This window comes from Bradyrhizobium sp. SZCCT0153 (genome assembly GCF_018129995.1).
Taxonomy (GTDB): Bacteria; Pseudomonadota; Alphaproteobacteria; order Rhizobiales; family Xanthobacteraceae; genus Bradyrhizobium; species Bradyrhizobium japonicum_G.
Genome location: NZ_JAFCKS010000006.1, coordinates 78,644 through 94,169, shown reverse-complemented (window position 1 = coordinate 94,169; position 15,526 = coordinate 78,644). Strand labels below are relative to the sequence as shown.

Here is a 15,526-nt window from a genome sequence, read left to right as displayed (position 1 = left end):
CATGCCCTTTAAATTCATCCACATCACCGACACGCATCTGGCGAACCCGGGGCTGAAGCTCTATGGCCTCGATCCACGCGCCCGGCTAGACACTGCGATTGCCGACATCAACAAGCACCAGTCCGACGCTGCGTTCGCGGTCGTGACCGGCGACCTCACCCATTGGGGCGAGCCTGACTCCTACGCCAATTTCGCAGACGCGATGGCTGCGCTGAAAATCCCGTACATCGCCATGGTCGGCAATCACGACAAGCGCGTGGCCTGCCTCGATGGCCTGAAGGCCGCGCCGCGCGATCCCGACGGCTTCGTGCAGGGCACCCGCACCACCGAGCACGGCCTGTTCGTGTTCCTCGATACGCTGGACGAGACCAGCCATGCCGGCGAGATGTGCGCCAAGCGCCTCAGCTGGCTCGCAAGCACGCTGGCCGCGGCGCCCGCCGACATGCCGTTCGTCGTGTTCATGCATCATCCGCCGTTCCCGGTCGGCGTCCACGCGATGGACGAAATCTCGCTGGCACAGAGCGCGGAGTTCGCCGAGGTGATCGCGCCCTATCGTTCGCGCATCCGCCACCTCTTCTTCGGCCATGTGCACCGGCCGATCTTCGGCAGCTACGGCAAGATACCGTTCTCGACGCTCCGCGGGACCAACCACCAGGTCTGGTTCGAGCTTGACGCTGCCGCGACCGAGCATCTCGCCAGCCATGAGCCGCCGGCCTACGGCGTGGTGCTGATCGACGGGGAGAACCTGGTCGTGCACAGCCACGACTTCCTCGACACCAGTCTGCGTTTCCCCTTCGAGCCACCGGCGGGAATGGACGGCCGCGACTATGCACTCAAGTTCGCGGCGCGGTGAGATGAGCCTGGCTGAACCCGCGGCTCTCCCCGTCGCGGCCTCGGCGCCGGCGCGTCTGCATATCCTGAATCGGTTTTCGCACCGGTTCAAAGCCTCGCTGCCGGCCTATCTGCTGCTGCTTCCGTCGCTGATCTTCCTCGCGCTGTTCACCTATGGCGCGATGGGCCGCGTGTTCGTCGATGCGCTCTACCAGCGCGCCACGCCGAAGGCGCCGCTCCGCTTCGTCGGGCTCGACAACATCAACGCGGTGCTCGCCGACCCAGCCTTCACCGGCGCTGTCGTCAACAACCTGATCTATGCCGTCGGCACCGCGATCCCGAGCATCGCCCTCGCGCTATTGTTCGCGCTGGCGCTGTCGCGCACCAACGCCGTGACCAGTGCGCTGCGGGCCGCGCTGTTCCTGCCCGTGCTGATTCCGATGGTCGCGGCGTCCGCGCTGTTCCTGTTCATCTTCCTGCCCAATGTCGGGCTGCTCGATTACTACATCGGCCGCTTCCTTCCGGTGCTGCCGAACTGGCTCGGCGATTCCGACATCGCGCTTTACGCGATCATGGTCATCACGATCTGGAAGAACGCCGGCTACTACATGCTGTTCTTCCTCGCCGGCCTCCAGGCGGTGCCCGAGGACGTCATGGAAGCCGCTCATCTCGACGGCGCCGGCCCGTACCAGCGCCTGCGCCACATCATCCTGCCGGAGCTTAAGCCCACCTTCCTGTTCGTCATCGTGATCGCCACCCTCAATGCGGTGACGCAGGTCGACCACGTCTTCGTCATGACCAAGGGCGGGCCGTCGAACTCGACCAGTCTCGTGCTGTTCTACATCTACGAGCAGGCGGTGGAGCACTACGACATCGGCAAGGCCTCGGCGGCAACGCTGCTGACGCTCGCCGCGCTGATGGGCCTCACCGCGCTTTCGTTCCGGACGATGGCGAACCGCGAGGGCGGGGCATGACGCTGATCGACCGCCTGTTCAAGGACACCCCGCTCGCCACCCGCCGCGAGATCACGCCGAAGCTGGGTTTTGCGCTGACGGTGCTGCTCGCGATCGTCTGGCTGATCCCGTTCCTGTGGATGGGCGTGGCGACGCTGCGCCCGCCCTCCGATGGCATCAACGCCATGGCCGAGCTGATGCCGAGCCTGAAGCCAACGCTCGACAACATCAGGGACGCCTGGGAGATCGGCGATTTCCCGCGATACGCCCTCAATACCACGATCATTTGCACCGGCATCCTGTCGGTGCAATTCGTCACGATCACGCTGGCGGGCTTTGCGTTCGCGCGGCTCGACTTCGCCGGGAAGTCGCTGATCTTCTACCTGTTCCTGATGCAGCTCATGTTGGTGCCGGTGCTGCTGATCGTGCCGAACTTGAGCCTGGTGGCACAGCTCGGACTTTACGACACGCTGATCGGCGTGATGATGCCGTTCTTCGCCTCGGCCTTCGGCACCTTCCTGATGCGCCAGGCCTTCGAGGCTATTCCGACCGAGCTGGAAGATGCGGCCCTGATCGACGGCGCCAGCCTGCTCCAGCGCATCCGCCACATCTACGTGCCGTTGTCGATGCCGAGCTTCTCGGCGTTCGCCATCATCTCGGTCACCAGCCACTGGAACGACTTCCTGTGGCCGCTGATGGTGATCAATTCGCCGGACAAGCGGCCGCTCACGGTCGGCCTGTCGGTCTTCACCGCGACCGCCGAAGGCACGCAGGCCTGGGGCACCATCGCCGCCGGCACGCTGATGGTGATCGCGCCGCTGCTCGTCACTTTCCTGATCTTCCAGAAGCGTTTCATCAGCTCTTTCGTCACCTCAGGCATCAAATAGGAGATTATCCGATGCTGTTTTCCCGCAGGCTCATGCTCGGCCTCGCCATCGCAGGCACTATGGCAGGCGCCCTCTCCTTCCCAGCACTCGCCGGCGAAGGTCCGACCGAGATCGATTTGTTCTTCCCCGTCCCCGTCGACGGCAAGCTCGCCCGCGACATGGGCACCTTGATCAAGGAGTTCAACGAGGGTCATCCCGACATCAAGGCGACCGCCGTCTACACCGGCTCCTATGACGACACGTTGATCAAGACGCGCGCCTCGATCAAGGCCGGCAAGCCGCCGGCTGCCGTGATCATGTCGGCGAACTTCCTGCTCGACATGCAGATCGAGAACGAGCTCACCAATCTCGATCCCCTCATCAAGGCCGACGGCACCACCAAGGACCAGTTCCTCGGCCAGTTCTTTCCCGCGCTCCAGGGCAACGCGGTGATCAATCGCTCCGTCTACGGCGTGCCCTTCCAGAACTCGACGCCGCTGCTCTACATCAATGCCGACCAGGCCAAGGAAGTCGGCCTCGACCCGAACAAGCCGCCGCAAACCTGGGCCGAGCTCACCGACTGGGCCAAGAAGCTCACCAAGCGCGAGGGCGACAAGGTGACCCGCTGGGGCATCGCGATCCCCTGCGCCTACGACTATTGCGGCTGGATGATGGAAACGCTCACCATGTCCAATGGCGGGCGCTACTACAACGAGGAATTCGGCGGCGAGGTCTATTACGACACGCCCTCGATGCTTGGCGCGCTCTCCTGGTGGAACGACCTCGTCTACAAGCACAAGGTCCACCCGCCCGGCGCCACCCCCGGCCCGGCCGTCAGCACCTCCTTCATCTCCGGCAATGCCGCGATGATGATGCTCTCCACGGGCTCGCTGACCTATGTGCGCGACAACGCCAAGTTCAACTACAAGGTCGCGTTCATCCCGCGCAACGTCCGCAACGCCGTGCCGATCGGCGGCGCTTCGCTGATCATTCCGGCAGGGCTCGAGGCCGACAAGCAGAAGGCGGCCTGGACGCTGATCAAGTGGATGACCTCGCCCGAGAAGAGCGCCTGGTGGAGCCGCGCCACCGGCTATTTCGCGCCCAACATGGCTGCCTACAAGACGCCCGACATGGTCGAGTTCCTGAGCAAGAACCCGGACGCCAAGACCGCCGTCGAGCAGCTCGACGTCGCAAAACCCTGGTTCGCGACCTACAAGACCGTCCCGGTGCGCAAGAACCTCGAAGACGAGGTCATGCTGGTTCTCAACGGCAAGAAACAGCCGAAGGAGGCCCTCGTCGCCGCCCAGAAGGCCGCTGAAGAGACGCTGAAGCCGTACAACGCGGAGACGTCGCTGAAGCTGCCGTAAGGCCGCCTCCAACGGCAAACGAACATCGGCGCTCCGTCATGCGGGGCGCCGAATTCGTTTTGAGTAGCCCGGGCGCGTTAACCCCGCGTCCACCATCCGGCCCGGCGCACCGCCGGTAACCACGAGAATTAACAGACCCTCAATTCGCGCCAGACAAGTTTAGCAATGTTTCTGGGGGATTTTTGCCGTGGATCTGTTGGTTTTCGAGTTCCTGGGACTGGCTCTGGTCGCCATGTGCGTGCTCGTGGTGGCGCTGCCCTGCGCCCGCAAATCCTCGCAGCGAGTGCGTTACGAGTAGGAATTTTGCCGATCCGAGCGATTCCGTCCCAAATGCAAGGCTCGAATTCGCTCCAACCCCCTTGACATCACAGCGCTTTCGGCAGAACGGCTGATGTACGTGTCATGGGCCGTTCATGGATTTGATTACCACCACCGCTGACCTTGCGGCTGCCTGCAGCCGGCTGGCCAAGCACCCCGTCATTACCGTCGATACCGAGTTCCTGCGCGAGACCACCTACTACCCGCTGCTGTGCGTGGTGCAGATGGCCAGCGCCGAGGAAGCCATCGTCATCGACACCCTCGCCGAGGGCATCGACCTCAAACCGTTCTTCGAGCTGATGGGCAACGAGAGCGTGCTGAAGGTGTTTCACGCCGCCCGGCAGGACATCGAGATCATCTGGCACCAGGCGAGCATCATCCCGCATCCGGTGTTCGACACCCAGGTCGCGGCCATGGTGCTCGGCTACGGCGACAGCATCGCCTATGACGCGCTGGTCGAGAAGGTCACCGGCCACCGCCCGGACAAGACCCACCGTTTCACCGACTGGTCGCGCCGGCCGCTGACCAAGGAGCAGATGCATTACGCAGTGTCCGACGTCACGCATTTGCGCGACGTGTTCGCGGCGCTCGATGCCGACCTCAAGAAGCGCCGCCGCAGCGAATGGGTCTCGATCGAGATGGAGGTCCTGACCTCGCCCAAGACCTACGACTTCCACCCCGAGCGCGCCTGGGAACGGCTCAAGACGCGGGTGCGCAAGCCCAAGGACCTCGCGGTCCTGATGGAGGTCGCCGCCTGGCGCGAGCAGGAAGCGCAGAGCCGCGACGTGCCGCGCGGCCGCGTGCTTCGGGACGAGGCCATCAGCGACATCGCGACCCACGCGCCGAACACGCTGGAGAAACTCGCCCATCTGCGCTCGGTGCCGAAGGGTTTTGAGAAATCCAAATGGGGCGCGGACATCGTCGCTGCGGTCGAGCGCGGCTTGGCGCGGGATCACGCCACGCTGCCGAAGCTGGAAAAGCCGCGCAACAACAACAACGGCGCCGCGATCGTCGAGCTCTTGAAGGTCTTGCTGCGCATGACCGCGGAGCGCCATGCGGTCGCCAGCAAGGTGATCGCCACAGTCGACGATCTCGAGGAGATCGCGGCCGATGACGAGGCCGACGTGCCGGCGCTACGCGGCTGGCGCCGTGAGCTGTTCGGTGACGCCGCGCTGAAGCTGAAGCGCGGCGAGCTGGCGCTGGCGATCGAAAAGGGCCGTGTGGTCGGGGTGCAGCGGGCGGAATAGGCCTCGCTAACTATCGACGCGGAATAACTGCCACACCGTCATCCTGAGGTGCGAGGCGTGCGAAGCGTCGCACGGCGAGCCTCGAAGGGTGAACGCCCCCCTCTGCTACAGTCGGGCCGTCACCCTTCGAGGATCGCCGAAGAAGCGAGCACCTCAGGGTGACGGTGATGGAGTTGGACCCGCTTTAAGCCGGCGGCAGCTTCGCCACCTCGCCCTTCATGTCATCCAGCACACCTGCGATCGCGGCGATCAGCTCGTCGACCTGGGCCTTGGTCACGATCAGCGGGGGGCAGATGGCGATGGCATCGAGCATGTTGCGCGAGATCACGCCCCGCTCCTGCAGCATGCGGCTCGCCATGCCGCCGACGGCGCCTGGCGTTGCCGCGGCGGTCTTGCGTTGCTTGTCGAGCACCAGCTCGAGCGCCGCGATCATGCCGACGCCGCGGACCTCGCCGACCAGCGGATGGCTGGTGAGCTCGCGCAGTTTGCCCTGCATGTAGCCGCCGAGTTCGGCGGCATGCGCGACCAGGCCGCGCTCCTCGATGATCTTCAAATTCTCGAGCGCAATCGCCGAGCCGACCGGATGGCCGCCCGCGGTGAAGCCATGGCCGAGCACGCCGATCTTGTTGCTCTCGTCCGCGATCGGCTCGAACATGCGGTCGTTCATGATGATCGCCGACAGCGGGAAATAGCTCGAGGTGATCTGCTTGGAGACCACGATCGCATCGGGCTTGATGCCATAGGTCTCGCAGCCGAACATCTTGCCAGTGCGGCCGAAGCCGCAGATCACCTCGTCGGCGACCAGCAGGATGTCGTACTTGTTCAGGACCTTCTGGATCTTGTCCCAATAGGTCGCCGGCGGCACGATGACGCCGCCCGCACCCATCACCGGCTCGCCGAAGAACGCCGCGATCGTATCCGGCCCTTCCTTCTGGATCAGCGCATCGAGCTCCTCGGCCCGGCGCGTTGCAAAAGCTTCCTCGCTCTCGCCCGGCGCGCCGTCCTTGTAGAAATGCGGCGAGCCCGTATGCAGGATGTTCGGCAGCGGCAGGTCGAACGAGCGGTGGTTGTTCGGCAGGCCGGTGAGGCTGGCGGACGCGATGGTGACACCGTGATAGGCGCGCATCCGGCTGATCACCTTCTTGCGCTGCGGCTGGCCGAGCGCGTTGGAGCGGTAGGCGATCAGCTTCAGGACGGTGTCGTTGGCTTCCGAGCCGGAATTGGTGAAGAACACCTTGCTCATCGGCACCGGCGCGAGTGCGACCAGCTTCTCGGCGAGGTCGATCGAGGGCCCGTGCGATTTGGCGGAAAACGTGTGATAGAACGGCAGTGCCTGCATCTGCTTGTGCGCGGCCTCGACGAGACGCTTCTCGTTGAAGCCGAGCCCGACGCTCCACAGGCCCGCCATCGCCTCGAAATAACGCTTGCCCGAGGCGTCGAACACGTAAGGGCCTTCGCCGCGTTCGATCACTAGGGGACCGGCCTGCTGATGCGCGCGCGCGTTCGTGTAGGGATGGAGCTGATAGGCCACATCCCGGGCCTCTTGCGAATTGGGCAGCATGGACATTTGCGGGAATCCTTGAAAGCGTCACGTCGCCGGCCCGGCCAGCGTCATCACTCGATGATCAGACTCCTTGGCTATTGCGACAGCGCAGAACTTGCAACGCCAATTCGTCGGCAGCAAGCGCTCAGCAGCGTTGCACAAAGCCGCGCATCGGGCAGCTGTCACGCCGCGCCGTCATCGTCTCCGTCGCGGTCGGCGGCAGTGGCCTCCCGCACCTCCACCAGAGCCATCGAAAGCAGATACAGCGTCGTGGGCAGACCAAGCCGCTGCGCCGTCTCGGCGGCATGCGACAGCTCGCTCGTCAGCTCTTTGAGCTCGTCTCCCCGTGACAATGCCTCATCCTATCCGCCGATCGCGGCCGCCTACACCGCAACGGCGCCGCTGGTTCTGATCAGTTCGGCGCTGGACTGGATTGTAGCAAAATTCCCGATGACATTCACTACCGCATGCTTGTAGGCGGCCGCATCGGCCGTCCCCGGCTGCCGGCAGGCCACGGCATCGGCGACCATCTGGTAGCGATGGCTGCGATGAAACCCGTCAATGGCAGTGGCCAGGATGGTCTCGTCCAGGGAAAAGCCCGCGAGCACGCAGCGGACATTGCGGATATTGGACATGTAGTCCACAAACCTTGCCGAACTGTAGGCCGACGGCAGCGGGTGCTCGAACGTCATTTCTCCCGGCCGCGGCTTCGCCTCCGCGATCCAATCGGTCAGCCTGGATGCCGGATTGAACCAGGCCGCCTGCGCGATGCGCTTCAGATGCATCACCGGCCAGAGATTGTCGCGCCACAGCGTCAGCAGTTCCACGCAACGCGCCGTGGCGGCATCGCCGTCGAGAATGACGTGGCGACGCCCAGGGGTCAGATATTCGACCTGGAGATCCGCGCAGACCAGGATCGGCGGATCGTCGGAGATGGAAGCCAGCATGGTCTTGCGCGCAGCTGCACGGTTTCAGCGGTCGGCGAGCGCGAGGTCTCGCAGCGGCGAGGTCACCACCCGCCCTGCCGAGGCGTCGAGCACGCCGGGCCGGTCCCAATCGCCCTCGGGACGGATGATCACGTAGGGATCGCTGTCCAGCGTGATGGCGTCCGGTCCCGGTTCGATCTCCAGCAGCATCTCCGTGTAGGAGAAGTCGGAGAATGTGATCTTTCGGTTATGGCCCAGCGGCTTGGCGCCGAAATGAGCCCAGAAATCGACCAGCCGGTCCTGCGCCTGGCCGTAGATCTTGCGAAAGCCCTTGCGCTTCACATAGTCGACGCTCGCCTGCACCAGCTTGAACGAGACGCGCGAGCGCCGATATTGGTGCCGCACCGCGAGCCGCTCCACCTTGGCGAAATCGCCGAAGAACCGCACCCGCAGGCAGCCCGCAGGCTCGTTGCCGACATAGCCGATGAAATGCGCGGCGACCATGTCGTTGCCGTCGAACTCCTCGTCGAACGGGCAATCCTGCTCGGCGAGATAGACCGCTGAGCGGATTGAGGTGACCAGCATGAGATCGCTGAGATCGCGCGCGAGGCGGATGGTGATGGCGCGGGAATCGGGCTTCGCGAGAGGAATTCTAGTACCGTGCATCTGCAAAACTCCCTGCTTGGATGATCGCGCCGGGCATGCGCATCGGCTGTCGATGCCAGGGCCGCTCGTAGCACCAGAGGTCGGGCTGGAAGCTCGGAACAGGCTCGAAACCGGTCGCCCTCATGATGTCACGTCCGGCCACGGTTGACGGCTGCGCATAGCAATCCGCGTTGCGAAATCTTAGCTGTCGCAGATGAGCCGCGGCCTTGCCGAGACCGGCGATACCGCGCCCCGTCGCGGCGATCGCCCAGATGTAGATGGCGGAAACCTCCTCGCCGGCAGAGGCGAGATAGTGCGTCTCGGGTGCGGTGAGGCAGATCTCGTCGAGCAGCAGCGCGTCGTGGCCGCGGTCGTTGAGAAAGAGGAAGGCCATGCCGCCGAGCAGACGGCCGTTCCGGCTGAAAGCCAGGATGCTCTGAGGATCAAAGGTGAAGTATCTTGCAAGCTCCGCCGTCCCGATCTGCACGCCGGGCACCAGCCGGCGCGCCATCTCGGAAAGCTCCGCAATTTCGGAAAATTGTGCGCCGCGGACATCGACATCCGGACTGAGCGGCAACGCGTCGAAATCATGCCTTGCGGCAAACGAGCCCCTTTCCATACCCAGATCGCCCCTCTATCGTTCGCGGCTTTCGTACCCCGCTATGTAGAGCTTAGCGGCTGGGGATTTGGCGTATGCAGCAGTTATTGCACCGGGGTGCTGCTATGATGCAGCACCGTGAAGAAACCCTGGATGCGTCCTGGGACGATTTGAAATTGTTTTTAGCTTGCGCAAAATATAAAAGCTTCCGTAACGCCGCCGAGGAGCTCGGGCTCACCTCCACCACCCTGATGCGCAGGATCGACCGGCTCGAGGAGAGCATCGACTGCAAGCTGTTCCTGCGCGACCAGAGCGGGCTCACACTCAGTGACGAAGGCAGCGCGATGATTGCCGACGTCGCGCACATGGAGCGTCATGCCTTCAACGTCTTCCGGCGCGCCTCGCGATCGTCGAACGATACGTCGGGCACCGTGCGCGTGGCGGTCACCGAAGGTCCCGGCAATTTCTGGATCCTGCCGCGACTGATCGACTTCCAGAAGACCTATCGCAAGATCACTGTCGACCTGCGCTGCGCGATGGAGCAGGCCGACGTCGCACGGCTCGAATCCGATATCGCGATCCAGCTCGAGCCGCCGACCAATCCCGACCTGATCGTTACCAAGCTCGGCCGTCTGCACATCTATCCCTTCGCCTCCAAGGAGTACGAAGACCTCTACGGCGTGCCGACGAGCCTGGCCGAGCTGAAGAATCACCGCATCATCAAGCAGAGCGCGCCGCAGGTCGACGACGGCGCCTACGCCCGCGTGCTCGGGCTGAAATCGCTCGAGGGCATCGTCGGGATCAAGACCAACTCCTCGGTCGGCGTGCTCTATGCAGTGGAGCGCGGCGCCGGTATCGGCTTTCTGCCGACCGTCTCGATCGCGCTCGGCGCCCCGCTTGTCGCCGTCGATCTCGGCGTCAGTCATCACGCCGATCTCTGGCTCACCTACCACAAGGAGTTCCGCGCCTCCGAGCGCCACAAGATCGTGGTCGATTGGCTGAAGAAGATCTTCGATCCCAGGACCCATCCCTGCTTCCGCGACGAGTTCATCCATCCGAACGCGCTGGTGCCGATGATGACGGCCGCGCGCGAGGGTTTTGGATTGACGGGCTACATCGCGGCAACGCCGACCTAGGGGACGAGAGCGGGTCGCCCCTCACCACCGATATTCGAATCCGACCGTGCCCTGGTGCGACGTCAGCTCGTTGCGGAACTTGACGTCGTAATTGACGTAGAGCCGCGCAGTGTTGGTCAGGCTGAGCGAGGCCGAGGCCCCGGCATCCATGCCGTAGCGGCTCTCGCCGATGCCGGGCACGACGATGCTCTGGGTGCCGAGGCTGACCTGCACCGATCCCAGGTTCTGGTAGAAATTGTCGACGAACTTGCCGTAGGCGGACAGGTCGAGGATCTTCTGGTCGAAGATAAAGTAGCGTCCGATCTCTGCCCCGATCATGACGCGCGCACGCGAGAGCGCGGTTGAGCCGACATTGAGGGGATCGAGGCCACCGGCCTCCTGGAACGCCGCGCCGGTGGCGTGGACATATTCTAGAGCGCCCTTGGGCACGATTCGCATCTGGTCCTTGGTCCAGTAATAGCTGATCTCGGTCAGCGCGCCGTCGACTGCGGCGCGATAGCCCGCGGTTGCGAGGCCAAAGCCGGTGTCCCGGCTCGAACGGACCTTGCCGAAACCGTGCACCACCGCGAAGGCCCAGGTCCACGGGCCCTTGTCGACCGAGCCGCTGAAACCGAGTTGCGTCAGGTCGAGCGTCGCCGACTGGAGCGCCAGCGGCACGTCGATGTCGGTATGGCTCTGATCGATCGAGAAGCCGAGATTGACACCCGGCGCGACCCGCGCACCAAACCCGGCGACGCCGCCGAACGTCTTGCGCTTGTCGCCGACGAAGTCTCCTTCCGCATCCGTCCGGACCGAGATGCCGTAGCCCTCGAACCAGGTGCGGTAGCGCGGGTCTTCCGTGCTCGCCGACGCACCACCGCCGCCGGGATTGGTGCGAAACGCCCGGTTGACGCCGCCAGATGACTGGTTGCCGAGCCGCTCGAGGAAATTCGAGCCGAGATCGAGCGTGGCGGTAGTCGGCACCGGAATGGGAGTCGGCGACGGAATTGGCGTGGGCGTCGGCGTGGGCGTCGGGCTCTGAGCAAAGCCTGACGTGGCCGCCGACATCATCGCGACGAACGCAACGGCCATCGCAATCGCAACCCGCCGGACGCGGTCCAACCCGGTCGCCTGCCGTGTCCCGGAGGACCGCGATTGGCAGCTCATGACGACAAATCCCGAAGCAAAATGGCGGCCCGCAAAAATGCAACACGATCCGCGGCAGGTGCGGCGATTTGTGCCGAACTGCCACGAAGGGTCAACCGGTTGGCGCGCTATGGCCGAGGCTATTGCCTCGATTGTGGTTCCGCTGCCACAGGTCACAAATTGCAGAAGGAGACTGCCGGCCTGGACTTGAAATTCGCGCGCGGCTTGCTAACGGGCGATTTTCATGTTGCAATATCGGACACAATCGGAATTGGCCGCTCGACTGTGCGTTTCGTGACATTGAGACTCAAGACTCGAACAGACTTCCGGAAGCCCGTTTGTGGCGTGGCACGCGAAAAGCGGCCGCGTCGTTTTTGTATCTAGCGGAGGAGACTGAGGATGCCGCAAAAGGGCACCGTCAAATGGTTCAACCCGACCAAGGGCTATGGGTTCATCAAGCCGAACGGCAGTGACAAGGACGTCTTCGTCCACATCTCCGCCGTCGAGCGCGCCGGACTCTCCACCCTCAACGAGAACCAGGTGGTTGAATACGACCTCGTGGAGAACCGCGGCAAGGCATCCGCGGAGAACCTCAAGGTCTCCTGATTTCTCTCAGGCCAGACGCGAGAGATCATGACGTTGCCCCCGGCTCTGCCGGGGGATTTTTATTTTCGGCGACAAAGCCAGGCGTCTGGTGCGGCGCTTCAGCTCGTCACGGCGGGCGCGATCAAAAAATTCTCCGACGGCCCGCTCCCGGTTGTCTTGCAGACGTCGCCTTCGATCCGGACCTTTCCGGTTGCGAGCAGCCGCAGCGCTTCGGGATAGATGCGGTGCTCGACTTCGAGGATCCGCTCCGACAGCGTGGCCCCGGTATCGTTGTCGCTCACAGGCACCGCCCCCTGCATCACGATCGGGCCGGCGTCGGTCTCGGGGATCACGAAATGCACTGTCGCGCCGGACAGTTTGACACCGGCGCGCAAGGCCTGGCCGTGCGGGTCGAGGCCAGGGAACGACGGCAGCAGCGAGGGATGGATGTTGAGCATCCGCCCGTACCAGGCCCTGGTGAACTCAGCCGTAAACAGGCGCATGAAGCCGCCGAGACAGATCAGCTCGATGCCGTGCTGGTCGAGCGCCGCCTGCAGCACCGCCTCGAAGCCTGCACGGTCCTTGCCGAACGGCTTGCTCTCGATCACCAGCGTCTTGACACCGCTCGCCTTTGCCCTTTCGAGCCCGAGTGCGTCGGCCTTGTTCGAGATCACCAGCGAAATCTCGGCCGGGAAATCCGGCGCGGCCGCGCCCTTGATCAGCGCGGCCATGTTGGAGCCGCGACCGGAGATCAGGATGGCGACGCGGCGCTTCATCACAGCGCCAGATCGAGATGGCCGTTATAGACGACGCGGTGCTCGCCCTCGGCCGGAATCACGGTGCCGAGTTGCACGACCGTCTCGCCCGCATCGGTGAAGACCTGCATCACCTCGTCGACCTTGTCGGGCTCGACGATCGCGATCATGCCGATGCCGCAGTTGAATGTGCGCAGCATTTCGAGCTCGGCGATACCGGCCTGCGCGGCCAGCCATTTGAACACCGGCAGCACCGGCAGGCGCGCGAGATCGATGCCGACGCCGAGGTGCTGCGGCAGCACGCGCGGAATGTTGTCGGTGAACCCGCCGCCGGTGATATGGGCAAGCCCCTTCACCGCGCCGGTCTCGCGGATCGCGCGCAGGCAGGATTTGACGTAGAGCCGCGTCGGCGTCAGCAGCGCGCCGCCGAGCGTCATGACCGGGGCGAACGGCGCCTGCGCCGCGAAGCCGAGGCCGGACTGTTCCACGATCTTGCGCACCAGTGAGAAGCCGTTGGAGTGCACGCCCGACGATGCGAGGCCGATCACGGCATCGCCCGCGGCGATGTCCTTGCGCGGCAGCAGCGTGCCGCGCTCCGCCGCGCCGACGGCAAAGCCGCCGAGGTCGTAGTCGCCGTCCTTGTAGAGGCCGGGCATCTCGGCGGTCTCGCCGCCGATCAGGGCACAGCCGGATTCGCGGCAGCCTTCGGCGACGCCGGCGACGATCGACGCGGTCGCCTCCGGATCGAGTTTGCCGCAGGCAAAATAGTCCAGGAAGAACAGCGGTTCGGCGCCCTGCACCACGAGGTCGTTGACGCTCATGGCGACGAGGTCGATGCCGATGCCGCCATGCAGGCCGGTCTCGATCGCGATCTTGACCTTGGTGCCGACGCCGTCGGTGGCGGCGACCAGGACCGGGTCCTTGAAACCGGCCGCCTTGAGGTCGAACAGGCCGCCAAATCCACCGATTTCGGCATCGGCGCCGGGCCGTGCGGTGGCGCGCACCATCGGCTTGATCAGGTCGACCAGGCGGTTGCCCGCATCGATATCGACGCCTGAATCGGCGTAGGTGAGGCCGTTTTTGCGGTCGGTCATGCCCGATTTCCAGTGGGTTTGCGGCTGGTTACGTCGAATTCAGGGGACGCGCAATGGCTCGCATGGCGCCCAGCGCGATACTATGTAGATATCAACGGGTTCAGCCTTCTAAAGGGCTGGATTCGAGGTCAGGCCGGGTGCCGGGAAGCGCCGCGTGAGTATTCCGAACATCATTACCCTGGGCCGCATCATGCTGGTCCCGATCATCGTATGGGCCATCGTGTCGAGCCAAAGGGAGGTGGCATTCGCCGTCTTCCTGATCGCTGGTATCAGCGATGCGGTCGACGGCTTCCTTGCCAAGCGCTTCAACATGACGAGCGAACTCGGCGCCCTGCTCGACCCGCTCGCCGACAAGGCATTGCTGGTCTCAATCTACCTGTCGCTCGGGATCTGGGGCGACATTCCGCGCTGGATCGTGATCCTGGTGGTCTCGCGCGACATCATGATCGTCACTGCGGTGATCGTCTCCTGGCTGTTCGACAAGCCGGTCGAGATGAGGCCGTCGAAGGTGTCGAAGCTCAACACGGCGGCCCAGGTCGCGTACGCTGCGTTGGTGCTGGCTTCCCTCGCCTTTGGCTTCAAGCCCGGCCCCTATGATATAATCCTGATGGGCCTGGTCACGGTCTTCACGCTCTCCTCGGTGTCGCTGTACCTCGTCGAGTGGCTGCGGCACATGAGCACGATCGAGGCCAAGTAGCACGATCGAAGCCAGATGAGCCGGGATGCGGCCCCGCAAAAGGCCAACTCCGGCTCGATTACGTCGATTCTCTTCAAACGAAGCCGGCGCGCCGGCACGGAGCAAAGCAAGCGTGGCAGGCCGCGTTCATCCCCGACAATTGGCGTTTTCGCTTCCGCATGCGGAGAGCCTGAGCCGGGACAATTTCCTTGAAGGCCCCGCCAACGAAGCCGGTCTTGCCCTTATCGATGCCTGGCCGGAATGGCCGAACCGGATCATGTGGCTGGCCGGTCCGGAAGGAAGCGGCAAGAGCCATCTAGCCGCGATATGGGCCGAGGAGGCCGGCGCCCGCTCGACCGCGGCCAATGGGCTGACCGCCGAAGCCGTTCCGGGGGCGCTCGCCACCGGTGCGCTGGTGGTCCAGGATCTCAAGGAAAAGGAATTCGACGAGCGGGCCATGTTCCACCTCATGAACCTCGCCCGCGAGGACGGCGCCTACGTCCTCTTCACTGGACGCGAGGTGCCGGCGTCGCTCCAGATCGAGCTCCGCGACTTGCGCTCGCGCCTGCGCGCCGTGCCGGTCGTCTCGCTGCTGCCGCCCGATGACCAGCTCTTCCGCGGCCTGATCGTCAAGTTCTGCGCCGACCGCCAGCTCGCGGTGGACGAGAGCGTGGTGAGCTATCTCGCCACCCGCCTGGAGCGGTCTTCGGCCGCCGCCCGGCAGGCCGTGGAACTGCTCGACAGTGAGGCCTTGCGGCTCGGTCGCCCGGTCACCCGGGCCTTGGCCGCCGAACTGCTCCGGGATGTCTGACTTCCGACGCGAAAACCCCCGACGCCAAGTCCTTCCGACACCAAGGCGGC

Annotated in this window: 17 protein-coding genes; 9 read left to right on the top strand and 8 right to left on the bottom strand. The window is 64.3% G+C overall.

Translation table 11 applies throughout. From position 1 onward, the window contains the following. Position 1 precedes the first annotated feature (1 nt). The 5 genes from JQ572_RS24905 (at position 2) to rnd (ending at position 5,582) form a co-directional block, all read left to right on the top strand. The gene (locus JQ572_RS24905; RefSeq protein ID WP_211385473.1) at positions 2-853 is read left to right on the top strand and encodes a phosphodiesterase; all 852 of its coding nucleotides are present in this window, start codon (positions 2-4) and stop codon (positions 851-853) included. A 1-nt stretch (position 854) separates the two neighbouring features. Further along, a complete protein-coding gene (locus tag JQ572_RS24900) occupies positions 855-1,805 on the top strand; it encodes a carbohydrate ABC transporter permease (RefSeq protein ID WP_211385472.1) in 951 nt (316 codons plus the stop codon). Continuing rightward, positions 1,802-2,671, top strand: a complete 870-nt coding sequence (locus JQ572_RS24895) for a carbohydrate ABC transporter permease (RefSeq protein WP_211385471.1) — start codon at positions 1,802-1,804, stop codon at positions 2,669-2,671. The genes JQ572_RS24900 and JQ572_RS24895 overlap by 4 nt, the downstream gene beginning before the upstream one ends. Positions 2,672-2,682: 11 nt before the next feature. Next, on the top strand, positions 2,683-4,017 hold the full coding sequence (locus JQ572_RS24890) for an ABC transporter substrate-binding protein (protein ID WP_211385470.1): 1,335 nt from the start codon (positions 2,683-2,685) through the stop codon (positions 4,015-4,017). Positions 4,018-4,430: 413 nt separating this feature from the next. Next, positions 4,431-5,582 carry a ribonuclease D gene (gene rnd / locus JQ572_RS24885; protein WP_211385469.1) on the top strand — a complete coding sequence of 384 codons (1,152 nt, stop codon included), beginning with the start codon at positions 4,431-4,433 and terminating at the stop codon, positions 5,580-5,582. 184 nt (positions 5,583-5,766) lie between these two features. Here rnd and JQ572_RS24880 read toward each other — a convergent pair whose 3' ends face one another. From JQ572_RS24880 to JQ572_RS24860, 5 genes are all read right to left on the bottom strand, one after another. Further along, positions 5,767-7,149 carry an aspartate aminotransferase family protein gene (locus JQ572_RS24880; RefSeq protein WP_211385468.1) on the bottom strand — a complete coding sequence of 461 codons (1,383 nt, stop codon included), beginning with the start codon at positions 7,147-7,149 and terminating at the stop codon, positions 5,767-5,769. Between the two features lie 158 nt (positions 7,150-7,307). Beyond that, positions 7,308-7,478 carry a hypothetical protein gene (locus JQ572_RS24875; RefSeq protein WP_211385467.1) on the bottom strand — a complete coding sequence of 57 codons (171 nt, stop codon included), beginning with the start codon at positions 7,476-7,478 and terminating at the stop codon, positions 7,308-7,310. Between the two features lie 30 nt (positions 7,479-7,508). Next, positions 7,509-8,072 (bottom strand): isochorismatase family protein, encoded by a 564-nt coding sequence (locus tag JQ572_RS24870; protein WP_211385466.1) that lies wholly within the window; start codon positions 8,070-8,072, stop codon positions 7,509-7,511. A gap of 24 nt (positions 8,073-8,096) precedes the next feature. Further along, positions 8,097-8,717, bottom strand: coding sequence for a GNAT family N-acetyltransferase (locus tag JQ572_RS24865; protein WP_211385465.1), 621 nt, complete (start codon positions 8,715-8,717; stop codon positions 8,097-8,099). Beyond that, positions 8,704-9,315, bottom strand: coding sequence for a hypothetical protein (locus JQ572_RS24860; protein ID WP_211385464.1), 612 nt, complete (start codon positions 9,313-9,315; stop codon positions 8,704-8,706). Before JQ572_RS24860 ends, JQ572_RS24865 begins: the two co-directional genes overlap by 14 nt. 74 nt (positions 9,316-9,389) lie before the next feature. Between JQ572_RS24860 and JQ572_RS24855 the strand changes: the two genes are divergently transcribed. Then, the gene (locus JQ572_RS24855; RefSeq protein WP_211385463.1) at positions 9,390-10,430 is read left to right on the top strand and encodes a LysR family transcriptional regulator; all 1,041 of its coding nucleotides are present in this window, start codon (positions 9,390-9,392) and stop codon (positions 10,428-10,430) included. 21 nt (positions 10,431-10,451) lie between these two features. Here the strand turns inward: JQ572_RS24855 and JQ572_RS24850 are convergent, their stop codons facing one another. After that, positions 10,452-11,576 carry an autotransporter outer membrane beta-barrel domain-containing protein gene (locus tag JQ572_RS24850; protein ID WP_211385462.1) on the bottom strand — a complete coding sequence of 375 codons (1,125 nt, stop codon included), beginning with the start codon at positions 11,574-11,576 and terminating at the stop codon, positions 10,452-10,454. Positions 11,577-11,954: 378 nt separating this feature from the next. Between JQ572_RS24850 and JQ572_RS24845 the strand changes: the two genes are divergently transcribed. Next, positions 11,955-12,161 (top strand): cold-shock protein, encoded by a 207-nt coding sequence (locus tag JQ572_RS24845; protein ID WP_007591938.1) that lies wholly within the window; start codon positions 11,955-11,957, stop codon positions 12,159-12,161. Between the two features lie 98 nt (positions 12,162-12,259). Here the strand turns inward: JQ572_RS24845 and purN are convergent, their stop codons facing one another. After that, complete coding sequence (purN, locus tag JQ572_RS24840; RefSeq protein ID WP_211385461.1) at positions 12,260-12,916, bottom strand: phosphoribosylglycinamide formyltransferase; 657 nt, start codon at positions 12,914-12,916, stop codon at positions 12,260-12,262. Then, on the bottom strand, positions 12,916-13,989 hold the full coding sequence (gene purM / locus JQ572_RS24835) for a phosphoribosylformylglycinamidine cyclo-ligase (RefSeq protein WP_211385460.1): 1,074 nt from the start codon (positions 13,987-13,989) through the stop codon (positions 12,916-12,918). Before purM ends, purN begins: the two co-directional genes overlap by 1 nt. A 154-nt stretch (positions 13,990-14,143) precedes the next feature. On the opposite strand from purM, the gene JQ572_RS24830 reads away from it, so the two are divergent. Together JQ572_RS24830 and JQ572_RS24825 are read left to right on the top strand one after the other, a co-directional pair. Continuing rightward, a complete protein-coding gene (locus JQ572_RS24830) occupies positions 14,144-14,686 on the top strand; it encodes a CDP-alcohol phosphatidyltransferase family protein (RefSeq protein ID WP_211385459.1) in 543 nt (180 codons plus the stop codon). Positions 14,687-14,798: 112 nt separating this feature from the next. Next, positions 14,799-15,476: a P-loop NTPase family protein gene (locus JQ572_RS24825; protein WP_211385458.1), complete on the top strand. Its 678-nt coding sequence runs from the start codon at positions 14,799-14,801 to the stop codon at positions 15,474-15,476. Positions 15,477-15,526 lie beyond the last annotated feature (50 nt).